Below are 12,548 nucleotides of genomic sequence, written 5' to 3'. Positions count from 1 at the left end.
ATAATGAATAATGAATAGCTAATAGTCAGTTAAGTATCAAACTATTAACTATTCATTATTCACTATTAACTATCAGAAGTGGCTCGACCCGTCGAAACAATGTGTACAAATCTTACACTTCGGCAAACCGATTGCTTTTACCAATGTTTCCAACGGATTAAACTTCAACGAAGTCAGTCCGAAACGCGCGCGGATGCGGTCTACCAATGCATTATATTCGGGTGAACCTGTAGTAGCGTATTTCTCCAGTTTCGCATTTTCATCACCTTCTATTTCCTTAATAATACGGCGGGTTATCAACTCCATATCACTCTTGGACGCGGTGAAACCGATAAACGGACATCCGTAAATCAGCGGCGGACAAGCGATACGCATGTGAACTTCCTTTGCACCATAATCATAAAGAATCTTCACATTATCACGCAATTGAGTTCCACGCACAATGGAGTCATCACAAAACAAAATGCGCTTTCCTTGCAGCATTGCCCGATTGGGAATCAATTTCATCTTAGCCACCAACGAACGCATTTCCTGAGTGCTGGGCGTAAAACTGCGCGGCCATGTCGGAGTGTATTTCGCTATCCCTCGGTGATAAGGGATGCCCTTCCCTTCGGCATACCCCAATGCCATGCCTACACCCGAATCGGGAATACCGCACGCACAATCCACTTTCGAATCATCAGTCTTACCCATTTCATATCCGCAGATGAAACGCACCTCTTCTACATTCCGCCCTTCGTAACACGATACGGGAAAACCGTAATACACCCACAAGAACGAACAGATTTGCATTTCCTCATTCGGCTTCCGGAGTTGTTCCCAACCATCGGCATGCAAACGGATAATTTCGCCCGGACCTACATAATGGTCTATTTCATAATCCAAGTTCGGCAAACTGTTCGATTCGCTGGTTACGGCATACGCTCCTTCTTTTTTCCCGACAATAATCGGAGTACGTCCCCATTTGTCGCGTGCCGCAATGATGCCGTTTTCGGTCAGAATCAGCATCGAACATGAACCTTTAATCTTATTATACACGTTTTCGATTCCCTCTACGAAAGTCTTCCCTTGCACGATGAGCAAAGCCACCAGTTCTGTTTGGTTGGTCTTGCCCATGCTCATCTCGGCAAAATGCATGTTCGCGTCCAGAAGTTCTTTTTCCAATTCGGCTAGATTATTGATTTTCGCTACGGTCATAATGGCAAACCGTCCCAAATGCGAATTAATCATAATCGGCTGAGGGTCGGTATCACTTATCACACCAATGCCTGATTTTCCTTTGAACTTCGACAATTCATCTTCAAACTTCGTGCGGAAATACGAATTTTCTATGCTATGGATAGAACGCGCGAAACCGGAATTCTCGTCATACGTAGCCATTCCTGCCCGCTTGGTTCCCAAATGCGAATTATAATCTGTCCCGTAAAATAAATCGGTTACACATTCAGCCTTAGAGACTGTCCCGAAAAAACCACCCATTTTATTCGATTTTAATTTAGTTGTAAATAAATATCCAATTTCGTTGCAAAAATACGGAAAAAACGGGAAGCACGGAAACATAACCCCGGCTTTTTCGATTATTTTTCTTGTTGACAATAGACCGTCAACTCATGTAACCAGATTGCTCCATTTAAATTATTTAACATCTTCACATGCAGGATTCGCGTTATTCATACATTTAACAAACGAAATAACAATAGAAACAAACCTATATGAATAAAATGAGCAAATGGACTAAAACACTGCTGCTTACCGTTACGCTGAGCGGCACATTCGCCCTCTCATCCTGCTTGGACGATGATGATAATTATTATTACAACATGGGGGCTTATAACGGTATCGTAACGGCTAAGACCGATACAGACGGCACTTTCTTCTTGCAACTGGATGACAGCACAACCCTGCTTCCAGCCAATATCGCATCATCTCCCTTCGGCGACAAAGAAGTGAGAGCTTTATTAAACTTCGATTATGCCGAAGAGTCTCCCGGCAAGTATGACAAAGCCGCACATGTATTTTGGATAGACAGCATCCTGACCAAACCTATGGCAACTGACTTAGGAGAAAAAAATGATTCGGTATACGGCACGGATCCGATTGACATTGTGTCAGACTGGGTAAATATAGCCGAAGACGGATATCTGAGCTTACATTTCAGATTTGTCACCAACCACACGGGGAACAAACATTTCGTCAATCTTTTACCAACCAACAATCCGGATAATCCATACGAAGTGGAATTCCGCCACAATGCGTATGGCGACAATTATGGCAAACCTGGAGACGGTATGGTAGCATTTAAACTGGATGCCTTACCCGATACAGAAGGCAAGACCGTCAAGTTGAAATTAAAGTGGAAATCGTATAGCGGAGAAAAAACTGCAGAGTTCAACTATCGTTCACCTCAACAATAAACAACCGTTTTACCACAAGAACCCAAACCGTAAAAGGTTCCCTTTAAAAAGTATGTTGGTTTCATCAGGCATTTAAGTTAACTTCGTTGACCAACTTAGTTAACTTCGTTTGCCAATGAAGCCAACATACTTTTTTTCACATCCATAGGTTCGAAAATCGCAGATTTTTATCTAAGTTTGCCGAGAATATAGAAGAAACAAATTATGGCTAAGGAAAAGACGGTATATGTATGCACTAATTGCGGGTACGAATCACCCAAATGGGCAGGAAAATGCCCCTCGTGCGGACAATGGAACACGTTTACAGAAGAAGTGGTGCGCAAGGAAACTCCCGTGGCAAAACACGTGGCACACGGTATCGAAGCGGTACGGACCAAACCTCAACGATTGCACGAAATCACCTCAAGCGAGGAATTGCGCATTGACATGAAGGATGATGAACTGAACCGGGTATTGGGAGGCGGACTGGTAGAAGGCTCGCTCACGCTTATCGGAGGCGAACCGGGCATCGGGAAATCAACCCTCATCCTGCAAACCGTGCTCCGCCTGCCCGACTTGAAAGTGCTTTATGTATCGGGCGAAGAAAGCGCACGCCAACTGAAACTCCGTGCCGACCGCATCCCGCATCCGGAAGAAACGCAACTACTGATAGCTTGCGAAACATCGTTGGAGCAAATCTTCACCCACATCAAGAACACGGCTCCCGACCTGGTCATCATCGACTCCATCCAGACCATATCGACCGAAACCATCGACTCCTCGCCCGGAAGCATCGTACAAGTGCGCGAATGTTCGTCTGCCATCCTGAAGTTTGCCAAAGAGACCGGCACCCCCGTCATCCTTATCGGACATATTAATAAGGAGGGAAGCATAGCCGGACCGAAAGTACTGGAGCACATCGTGGACACGGTGTTGCAATTCGAGGGCGACCAGCACTATATGTACCGCATCTTGCGGAGCATCAAGAACCGTTTCGGGAGTACCGCCGAATTAGGCATCTACGAGATGCGCCAAGACGGGCTGCGCCAGGTGAGCAACCCTTCGGAACTGCTTCTGACGCAAGACCACGAAGGAATGAGCGGCGTGGCCATCGCTTGCGCCGTGGAAGGCATCCGCCCGTTCCTCATCGAAGTGCAGGCATTGGTGAGCACCGCTGCCTACGGTATGCCCCAACGCTCCGCCACGGGTTTCGACCTGCGCCGTATGAATATGCTGCTTGCCGTGCTGGAAAAGCGCGTGGGATTCAAGTTGGCGCAGAAAGACGTGTTCCTCAACATCGCCGGCGGTCTGAAGGTGAACGACCCTGCCATCGACTTAGCGGTCATCAACGCCATCCTTTCGAGCAACATGGACACAGAGATAGAAACAGGTGTCTGCATGGCGGGCGAAGTAGGGCTAAGCGGTGAAATCCGCCCCGTGAACCGCATCGAACAACGCATCGGCGAGGCAGAAAAGCTAGGTTTCAAGCGTATGCTCATCCCGAAACATAATCTGCAAGGTCTGAACCGGAGCAAAATCCATATCGAGTTAGTGCCGGTGCGGAAAGTAGAAGAAGCCTTCCGGGAACTCTTCGGATGATTTTTTTCTCATCACAGAGGACATTTTTTGAAACGCAGATTTTCGCAGATTAACGCAGATTTAAAATCTTTCTTATGGTATATATTGATAAAGAAACAAACGAATTGGCATATCAAATTATCGGATGTGCTTACAAAGTCCATAAAGAGTTAGGTCCCGGACTATTAGAAAGCACATACGAGGCTTGCTTATGTTATGAGCTAAATAAATTAGGCATCGGATATGAAAGGCAAAAAGAACTTCCGGTTATCTATGACAATACACATATCGATTGCGGATACCGCATAGACATTATGGTAGAAAGAAAAATCATTGTAGAGCTAAAGACGGTAGAGCGACTTTTGCCTATCCATACAGCCCAAATTATGACTTACCTAAGATTAAGCGGCATCCATTTAGGACTATTAATAAATTTCTTCAATGCCAATTTACAAAACGGAATAAGAAGATATGTACGATAGAATTAAAAATCTGCGTTAATCTGCGAAAATCTGCGTTTAACCCTAAAAACAAATAGAACTTATGATACAGGAATATCAATTACGGCTTCTGCCGGAGCAAGCGGCAAGCAATGACAGCATCAAGCAATACATCAGCCGGGAAAAAGGGCTGGACGTACGGACCATCAAGGCAATACGCATTCTGAAACGAAGCATCGACGCACGCCAACGCACCATTTTCGTCAATCTGAAAGTAAGGGTGTTCATCAACGAACTGCCCGAAGAAGAGGCTTTCACCTTCACCGAATACCGCGATGTATCGGACAAACCTGCGGTCATTGTGGTAGGTGCAGGACCGGGCGGACTCTTCGCCTCGCTGAAACTCATCGAATTAGGATTGCGCCCCATCGTAGTGGAACGAGGGAAAAATGTGCGCGAGCGGAAAGAGGATTTGGCACGCATCAGCCGCGAACACAAAGTAGACGCCGAATCGAATTACAGTTTCGGCGAAGGAGGAGCAGGCGCATACTCGGACGGAAAGCTCTACACCCGAAGCAAGAAACGGGGCAATGTGGAGAAAATCTTAAACGTGTTTTGCCAACACGGAGCAGACACCTCCATCCTGATAGACGCACATCCGCATATCGGAACAGACAAACTTCCCCGCGTCATCGAAAACATGCGGAACACCATCCTTGCCTGTGGCGGAGAAGTACATTTCCAGACACGGATGGATGCGCTTATCATCGAACACGGGCAAGTAACCGGCATCGATACGAACACGGGCAAGACATTCTGCGGACCGGTCATCCTTGCCACGGGACACTCGGCACGCGATGTCTACCGCTGGCTGTATGCCAACGGGGTATATATCGAACCGAAAGGCATTGCTGTAGGTGTACGGCTGGAACATCCTTCGATGCTAATAGACCAAATCCAATACCACAATAAAGCGGGACGGGGCAAATACCTGCCTGCAGCGGAATATAGCTTCGTGCAGCAAGTGGACGGACGCGGCGTGTACAGCTTCTGTATGTGCCCCGGAGGTTTTGTGGTTCCGGCTGCAAGCGGTCCGCATCAGATTGTGGTAAACGGAATGAGCCCCAGCAACCGCGGAACGAAATGGAGCAACTCGGGCATGGTGGTGGAACTCCGCACTGAAGACCTCGCACATCCCGACCTGCAACTTCAAGCCTGCGAAGCCTATCCTGACTCTGCCGAAGCCCAAACCGAAGCCTTGATAGCGCAAGCAAAGACAGAGGAAGGAAACGTTCATCCGTTAGCGATGATGCGATTCCAAGAGAAATTAGAACAAATCTGCTGGCAACAAGGGAATATGCGCCAAACGGCTCCTGCGCAACGGATGGCGGACTTCACCCGCAAGAAGCTGAGCTACGACCTGCCTCCCTCCTCATACAGTCCCGGACTAATCTCCTCTCCGCTCCATTTCTGGATGCCGAAGTTCATCGGCGACCGCCTGAGCCAAGGTTTTCAGGCGTTCGGCAAAAGTTCACGCGGCTTCCTTACCAACGATGCTGTAATGATAGCTGTAGAGACCCGCACTTCAGCTCCCGTCCGCATCACCCGCAATGCCGAAACACTCCAACACGTAGAAGTGAAAGGACTCTTCCCCTGCGGCGAAGGAGCCGGATATGCCGGAGGAATCGTCTCGGCAGGCATCGACGGAGAGCGGTGTGCCGAAGCGGTCGCGGAATACTTACAGAACACTATTTGAAACGCAGATTAACGCGGATTTTCGCAGATTATAATTCAATTATTAATTTAATCTGCGTAAATCTGCGAAAATCCGCGTTTCAATAAAATAATAATTATGCCACACACACCAGAAATTGCCATCATCGAACAGAATACGCTGGCTGCGCTCGGACTGCGAACGATTATCGAAGAACTGATTCCTGATGCGGTCATCCGCACGTTCGCTTCTTTCGGACAACTGACGGACGACACGCCCGATATGTATGCCCATTACTTCGTGTCGGCGCAAATCTATTTCGCACATACGGCTTTTTTCTTAGAACGAAAGCCGAAAACTATCGTGCTTTCCTCCGGCGAACAGCCTCAACTGAACGGTGTGCCTACACTGGATTGCACCTTGCCCCAAGACCGGTTGGTGAAAACCATTGTCAGCCTGCGCCGTTACGGACACAGACCGAACGCACATCCCGCTGTATCCAACACAGAGCACGACCTCTCGCCCCGCGAAATCGAAGTATTGGTATTGGTAACCAAAGGATATATTAATAAGGAGATAGCCGAACGGCTAAACATCAGCCTGACTACAGTCATCTCGCACCGTAAGAACATCACCGAGAAGTTGGGCATCAAGTCGGTGTCTGCCCTCGCTATCTACGCTGTCATGCACGGATATGTCAATCCCGACAGCGTATAGCTTTGTTGTTATCTTAAAACGCAGATTAGCGCAGATTTTCGCGGATTACTTTTATTATTATTTTTAATCTGCGTAAATCTGCGCTAATCTGCGTTTCAACAAAAAACTCACTTAAACAGTTCCGGCAAGAAATGATTCAAGTACTTGCGCCAGTTGCTCCAGATATGACCGCCGTCGGTCTCCATATACTCATACTGATAGCCGTATTGGTCTAAGAGCTTCCGATAATTTACATTGTCTTGATACAGAAAATCGGCTGTACCGATACCGATGAAATACAACTTCGGAGATTCGGAAAACTGGCTGGCGAGCTTTGTCTCCAAATCGGCGTAAATGAAACTATTTTCGCCCTTTGCCTCGCGGTTAATAGCTGCAGAGAACAAGCCCACGTAATCGAACCAACCCGGATTGTTTGCCGAAATATACAACGAATGGAAACCTCCCATCGATAAGCCCGCTATGGCACGGTGTGCCTTATCGTCTATGGTGCGATAATGCGACTTCACATACTCCATAATATCGGAGAACGCCACTTCAAACGAACCTTCCATCGTCTTCGGATTCATAAACGAAGGCTTATACATGCTGTTAGGATATTCGCCCGGAGCCGCTTCTTGCGCCCCATTACCGTTTGGCATCACCACAATCATCGGTTTCGCCTTGCCTTGCGCAATCAGGTTGTCCAATATCTGTACCGCACGCCCTAATTCGCTCCATGCGTTCTCGTCACCTCCCGCTCCGTGAAGCAAATACAATACAGGATAACGCTCCGTACCGTCTTCATAACCCGCAGGAGTATAGACCGTCATCCGACGGCGTTCCATTCCGAGATTCGGACTGGGATACCACACCTTCGACACCGTTCCGTGAGGCACTTCACGCACGAAATAATTTGCCGACAATTCGCCGTCTACCAAGAAATAGTTCGTATAGGTCGCGATATCACGAATCATATACACATTGTTTGGATCCACCATCCGCATCCCGTCCACGTAAAAGCAATACGTATGCAGTTCGGGATTGGGCATCTCCACGGTCAAGCTCCACACGCCCGTAGTATCGCGCGTCATCGCCTTGCGTTCAGGCACTTCCACCGTTCCCAACGGAGTCTGCATCTTCGTCCGTCCGAAGAAATCCGCCTCTACCGTCACTTCCTCTGCCTTTGGAGCAAACATACGAAAAGTAACCGTCCGTTCTGTTTCATTCAGTTCGGGAGAAACAATGTTCCCCGTATTCACCGCTACAGTCTCTTGCGACCAAGCAGAAAGCGTCATCAGACATCCCATTACAAACATCAATAATCTCTGTTTCATAGTTCTATTTGTTTAGTTATTTGCCTACAAAGGTAACACAAATCTAGATAAAGTGATTCATTCTTCCACCGCAGATTACACAGATTTGGTAAAATGAAGGCAGAACCGGTGTTACAATATGTCATAGAACGCTTGACTTTGATTGACAATGCAAAAATAAACCAGAAGACAAGAAAAAGGAAGCATGTTCGGAGCCGTTTCAAATCTGTTCGGAATCTGTTTGGTTATGAAATAAAATGACTGTATCCGACAATTAAAAAACGTATGCATATTTGCCTTGTATAAACCTTTTTCGTACTTTTGAGGCAAGAAATACAAAAAACAGAAGTTTATGAAATTGAACTATTTTACACTGGCTGCCCTTTTCTTCATTCCGCTGAGCGGAACAGCCCAATCTGAAAACGGATACCAATTCACCACCGTAGTACAACAAAAAGCCACACCGGTGAAAGACCAGGCGGTGAGCGGAACGTGCTGGTGCTTTGCCACCACTTCATTCATCGAATCGGAACTATTGCGCCAAGGAAAAGGCGAATACGACCTCTCGGAAATGTTCATCGTACGCCAGAAATACCTGAACCAAATGGCGGACAACCTCTTGCGCCACGGCAAGGGAAACGTAACCCAAGGAAGCATCACCGCCAGCTGGATAACGGCATTCAACCAAGTGGGCATCGTTCCCGAAGAAGCCTATACCGGCATCAATTACGACTCGCCCGTACACAATCATTCGGAGCTTGCCGGATACGTGGAAGCCATCTCCGCCGAAGCCGTAAAGCAGAAAAAGAACAGCAAGCAATACCAAGAGCTTGCCAACAGCCTCTTCGATATCTACATGGGCAAGGTGCCCGAAACCTTCACCTATAAAGGCAAGGAATACACGCCCAAGAGCTTTGCCGAAAGCCTCGGTATCGATACAGATGACTACATTCCCCTGACCAGCTTCACGCACAAGCCGTATTACAAGCCGTTCGAAGTAGAAATCCCCGACAACTGGGAGCATAGCCAGATGTACAACCTTCCGCTCGACGAACTGATCAGCGTAATGGACGGAGCCTTGAAAAGCGGATATACCTTGTGCTGGGACGGCGATGTAAGCGAAAAAGGCTTTGCGTATCTGAATGGGGTGGCAATCAACCCCGATGTGAAAAGCGATGACCTCTATAAGGATAGCGACCGTGCCCATTGGGGACAACTGAACGACACCGAACGCCTTGCCGAAGTATTCCGCTTCGAGCATCCCTATCCCGAAGTGAAGGTGACTCCCGAAATCCGCCAGCAAGGATATGAATCGGGAAAGACTACCGATGACCACCTGATGCACATCACCGGCATAGCCACCGACCAAAACGGCACGAAATATTACATCACCAAAAACTCGTGGGCTGCCGATAGCAATGACTTCGGAGGCTACCTGAACATGTCGGAAAGCTACGTCCGTGCCAAAACCATCTACATTTTAGTGCACAAGGATGCGCTTCCGAAAACGCTGAAGGAGAAATTAGGGATATAAATTGAACACAGAGACACAGAGGCACGGAGAATATTTTTTTCCGTCACGACGAACACATTATTTATTAGCAAATTGAAAAACTCTGTGCCTTTGCGTCTCTGTGTTCAATCAAAACACGACTGCTTATGATAAAACTTTTATTAGTGGAAGACGACCCCAACCTGTGCTACATCGTGCAGAGCGGGCTGCAAGACCTGATAGGCGGATACGAAGTAAGCACCGCTTCCAACGGCAAAGAAGGATTAGCGGCATGGGAACGGTGCCGCCCCGACATCATCATCAGCGATATCGACATGCCCGAAATGGACGGCTTCGAAATGGTGAAACGCATCCGCGAAACCGATGGAGACACGCCTATCCTGTTTGCTTCGGCACTGACTTCGCCCAAAGACGTGCGGAAAGGATACGAGTTCGGCGTAAACAATTATGTCAAGAAGCCCTACGTGCCCGACGAACTGGACGCCCACATCCATGCTATCCTCAAAATGAAGAACGGAGAGAAAAGCCGCACGGAAACCGGACATCTTAAAATAGGGCATTACACCCTCGATGCTGCCCATGCTACCTTGCGCGACGACACAAGCGGAAAGACGCAAGTGCTGACCCAACGGGAAGCGCAGATACTGCAATTGCTTGCCGAAAACAAGAACGAAGTGGTGCGCCGCGAAGCCATCCTAAGCCGCTTTTGGGACACCGAAGACGATTTCTTCGCCTCGCGCAGCTTAGACGTATTCATCAACAAGCTCCGCAAACACTTCGACTCCGATGCGGACATCGAAATAAAAACCGTGCGGGGCATCGGGCTGATGTTAGTCGCCAGCTGATTTGTTTTCACCACAGATTACACAGATTAAATGAATTATTTAATGTGTTTGTTTAAAACGCAGATTCACGCAGATTTTCGCAGATTAACTTTTTAATTATAAATTAAATCTGCGTGAATCTGCGAAAATCTGCGTTTCTTCATCATCTTACTTTTTAATCTGTGTAATCTGTGGTGAAAAAAACATCACCGTTCGTAGTTGGTAAAGCGAATGCCTTCGGGTGCGTAATCGTAGCCGCGGGAGAGCTTCCAGCTTTGGCTCGATTCGTTCCAGCGGTAAATGTCCTTGCTCTGCAGTTCGCCCTTATCCGAATAGGTCATTTCGCTACGCACCGATTTCACGTAACCCATATCAGTCTTGGCGCATACCTCGCGCACCGTCACGCGCTTGCCCGCCAACTCGTCGTTGAACAACTTCTCCGGAGTCTGTGCGCTCATCACCGTTGCTACACTTGCCAATACCATTACACTCGCTGCTTTTTTCAAATTCATTGTTTTCATACTGCTTTCTATTTTTTTTATGTGATACATTTGTTTTATTTTGATGTGACAAAGGTAAGCCTTCCATCCCTCCCTTTAGGTTATCGTTATGTTATCTTTAGGTTAACGAAGGATTTTGTTTCCCGCTTCCGAAGATAATCGTATCTTTGCCCGCAAGAAACATTACAGAACTATGGACAAGAAAAAGATAAAAGAGTTTTTCGCCGATAAAAAGAACCGGCGATTCGCAGGATTAAGCGCATTGACTTTCTTAGGACTTATCGGGGCATTGGCTTTGCAGGCGGTATGGCTATATAATACCTATTCCCTCATCAAAAACAATGTATTTACTGAATGTAACAAAATTTTAGAAGTATCTTTAAATAAAGAAACAAGCATCATAGCCAAACAGCTTCCTGAAGGAACAAGAATTATTGGCGGTGCAAATACAGATACTATTCCTCAAGCTACATATTTATACGAAGGAATCTCTCAATTAGGTTATCAGCTTTCTTTACATAGAATAGATTCTATTGCAGGACGCTTATTGGCACAAAAAGATATTGACTGCAAATATTCAATCAAGATAGTCAATACGAAAGATACAGAAACTTCTATCAAAATCTTCCCCAAAGCATTCATCACGATATATTCAGCCATTATTCCAATAAAAACAGACTTGTCACAAGGTATCCAGTTAGTCCTTTATAACCCTTTGGCTTCCATATTGAACCGTATGAACATATTGCTGGTTTCTACATTGATTATCTTATCTTTTATCATCTCCTGCATCATCTACCAAATCCGCATCATCGCGCGTATGAACAAGATTTTCCAAATACGCGAAGACTTTACCTATGCCATGATACACGACATGAAGACCCCTCTCAGCTCCATTTTCACCGCACTCTACTTCCTGCATAGCGGAAGGCTGGACAACAAGCCCAAGACAAAAGAGAAATATTACACCATAGCCGAGAACGAGGTGGACCACCTGCTGACCCTTACCAACAAGGTACTCACCCTGTCGAAGCTGGAAAGCCACAAGCTGGAAATGAACCGTGAAGACATACCGCTGGAGCCGATGGTAGAGAACCTGACCGTGAAGTTTACTGCCAAGGCGCAAAAGCCCGTCCGCTTCACCGCCGAACTGAAGACTCCGGCGGTATATGCCGACAAGGAATATTTGGAAGAAATATTGAGCAACCTGATAGACAATGCTATCAAGTATTCGAAACCCGAAGGGGTAGACATCCGCATCCGTTCGGAACTGAACGAGAAATACACCGTCGTCAAGGTACATGATAACGGCTTGGGTATTTCGGAAGCCGACCAGCGCACTATCTTCAACAAATACGAACGTGCCGCAGCCGGACGAAAGAAGAACAAGAACAGGCCTTCCGGCTTCGGCTTAGGGTTGAACTTCGTACAACAAGTGATGCATGCCCACGAAGGAAAGGTATTCGTCACCAGCATCGAAGGAGAGTTCACCGAATTTGCATTATTATTTCCAAGGTAATTATTCAGGTGACTAGGTACTAGGTGACTAGGTGACTAGATATTAAATACATTAGTAA

11 protein-coding genes are annotated in these 12,548 nt (G+C 46.9%); 8 read left to right on the top strand and 3 right to left on the bottom strand.

From position 1 onward, the window contains the following. Nucleotides 1-72 precede the first annotated feature (72 nt). A complete protein-coding gene (locus B5F91_RS07465) occupies nucleotides 73-1,479 on the bottom strand; it encodes an amidophosphoribosyltransferase (protein WP_087428463.1) in 1,407 nt (468 codons plus the stop codon). 233 nt (nucleotides 1,480-1,712) lie between these two features. Between B5F91_RS07465 and B5F91_RS07460 the strand changes: the two genes are divergently transcribed. From B5F91_RS07460 to B5F91_RS07440, 5 genes are all read left to right on the top strand, one after another. Then, nucleotides 1,713-2,414 carry a NigD-like protein gene (locus B5F91_RS07460; protein ID WP_087428462.1) on the top strand — a complete coding sequence of 234 codons (702 nt, stop codon included), beginning with the start codon at nucleotides 1,713-1,715 and terminating at the stop codon, nucleotides 2,412-2,414. A gap of 204 nt (nucleotides 2,415-2,618) precedes the next feature. After that, the gene (gene radA, locus B5F91_RS07455) at nucleotides 2,619-3,992 is read left to right on the top strand and encodes a DNA repair protein RadA (protein ID WP_087428461.1); all 1,374 of its coding nucleotides are present in this window, start codon (nucleotides 2,619-2,621) and stop codon (nucleotides 3,990-3,992) included. Between the two features lie 74 nt (nucleotides 3,993-4,066). Further along, a complete protein-coding gene (locus B5F91_RS07450; RefSeq protein ID WP_087428460.1) occupies nucleotides 4,067-4,453 on the top strand; it encodes a GxxExxY protein in 387 nt (128 codons plus the stop codon). Between the two features lie 61 nt (nucleotides 4,454-4,514). Beyond that, complete coding sequence (locus B5F91_RS07445; protein ID WP_087428459.1) at nucleotides 4,515-6,167, top strand: FAD-dependent protein; 1,653 nt, start codon at nucleotides 4,515-4,517, stop codon at nucleotides 6,165-6,167. 96 nt (nucleotides 6,168-6,263) lie between these two features. Then, nucleotides 6,264-6,842, top strand: a complete 579-nt coding sequence (locus B5F91_RS07440) for a LuxR C-terminal-related transcriptional regulator (RefSeq protein WP_087428458.1) — start codon at nucleotides 6,264-6,266, stop codon at nucleotides 6,840-6,842. Between the two features lie 107 nt (nucleotides 6,843-6,949). Here the strand turns inward: B5F91_RS07440 and B5F91_RS07435 are convergent, their stop codons facing one another. Beyond that, on the bottom strand, nucleotides 6,950-8,155 hold the full coding sequence (locus B5F91_RS07435) for an esterase (protein WP_087428457.1): 1,206 nt from the start codon (nucleotides 8,153-8,155) through the stop codon (nucleotides 6,950-6,952). 331 nt (nucleotides 8,156-8,486) lie between these two features. On the opposite strand from B5F91_RS07435, the gene B5F91_RS07430 reads away from it, so the two are divergent. Together B5F91_RS07430 and B5F91_RS07425 are read left to right on the top strand one after the other, a co-directional pair. Beyond that, nucleotides 8,487-9,668 (top strand): C1 family peptidase, encoded by a 1,182-nt coding sequence (locus tag B5F91_RS07430; RefSeq protein ID WP_087428456.1) that lies wholly within the window; start codon nucleotides 8,487-8,489, stop codon nucleotides 9,666-9,668. A gap of 125 nt (nucleotides 9,669-9,793) precedes the next feature. Then, entirely contained in the window at nucleotides 9,794-10,492 is a 699-nt protein-coding gene (locus B5F91_RS07425) for a response regulator transcription factor (RefSeq protein ID WP_087428455.1), read from the top strand. 185 nt (nucleotides 10,493-10,677) lie between these two features. On the opposite strand, the gene B5F91_RS07420 is transcribed toward B5F91_RS07425, so the two are convergent. Further along, nucleotides 10,678-10,992 carry a DUF3836 domain-containing protein gene (locus B5F91_RS07420; RefSeq protein ID WP_158099900.1) on the bottom strand — a complete coding sequence of 105 codons (315 nt, stop codon included), beginning with the start codon at nucleotides 10,990-10,992 and terminating at the stop codon, nucleotides 10,678-10,680. 172 nt (nucleotides 10,993-11,164) lie between these two features. Between B5F91_RS07420 and B5F91_RS07415 the strand changes: the two genes are divergently transcribed. Beyond that, nucleotides 11,165-12,490: a HAMP domain-containing sensor histidine kinase gene (locus B5F91_RS07415; RefSeq protein ID WP_087428453.1), complete on the top strand. Its 1,326-nt coding sequence runs from the start codon at nucleotides 11,165-11,167 to the stop codon at nucleotides 12,488-12,490. Nucleotides 12,491-12,548: the final 58 nt, after the last annotated feature.

Origin of the sequence: Bacteroides sp. An322, from assembly GCF_002161765.1 — a bacterium.
Taxonomy (GTDB): Bacteria; Bacteroidota; Bacteroidia; order Bacteroidales; family Bacteroidaceae; genus Phocaeicola; species Phocaeicola merdavium.
This window is presented reverse-complemented; position numbering and strand designations above follow the sequence as displayed.

Excerpts from the sequence above, each read along its gene's own strand:
- B5F91_RS07450 (WP_087428460.1), top strand. The coding sequence starts at position 4,067 with ATGGTATATATTGATAAAGAAACAAACGAATTGGCATATCAAATTATC.
- B5F91_RS07445 (WP_087428459.1), top strand. The coding sequence starts at position 4,515 with ATGATACAGGAATATCAATTACGGCTTCTGCCGGAGCAAGCGGCAAGC.
- B5F91_RS07415 (WP_087428453.1), top strand. The coding sequence starts at position 11,165 with ATGGACAAGAAAAAGATAAAAGAGTTTTTCGCCGATAAAAAGAACCGG.
- B5F91_RS07425 (WP_087428455.1), top strand. The coding sequence starts at position 9,794 with ATGATAAAACTTTTATTAGTGGAAGACGACCCCAACCTGTGCTACATC.
- B5F91_RS07420 (WP_158099900.1), bottom strand. The coding sequence starts at position 10,992 with ATGAAAACAATGAATTTGAAAAAAGCAGCGAGTGTAATGGTATTGGCA.
- B5F91_RS07465 (WP_087428463.1), bottom strand. The coding sequence starts at position 1,479 with ATGGGTGGTTTTTTCGGGACAGTCTCTAAGGCTGAATGTGTAACCGAT.
- B5F91_RS07460 (WP_087428462.1), top strand. The coding sequence starts at position 1,713 with ATGAATAAAATGAGCAAATGGACTAAAACACTGCTGCTTACCGTTACG.
- B5F91_RS07435 (WP_087428457.1), bottom strand. The coding sequence starts at position 8,155 with ATGAAACAGAGATTATTGATGTTTGTAATGGGATGTCTGATGACGCTT.
- radA (WP_087428461.1), top strand. The coding sequence starts at position 2,619 with ATGGCTAAGGAAAAGACGGTATATGTATGCACTAATTGCGGGTACGAA.
- B5F91_RS07440 (WP_087428458.1), top strand. The coding sequence starts at position 6,264 with ATGCCACACACACCAGAAATTGCCATCATCGAACAGAATACGCTGGCT.
- B5F91_RS07430 (WP_087428456.1), top strand. The coding sequence starts at position 8,487 with ATGAAATTGAACTATTTTACACTGGCTGCCCTTTTCTTCATTCCGCTG.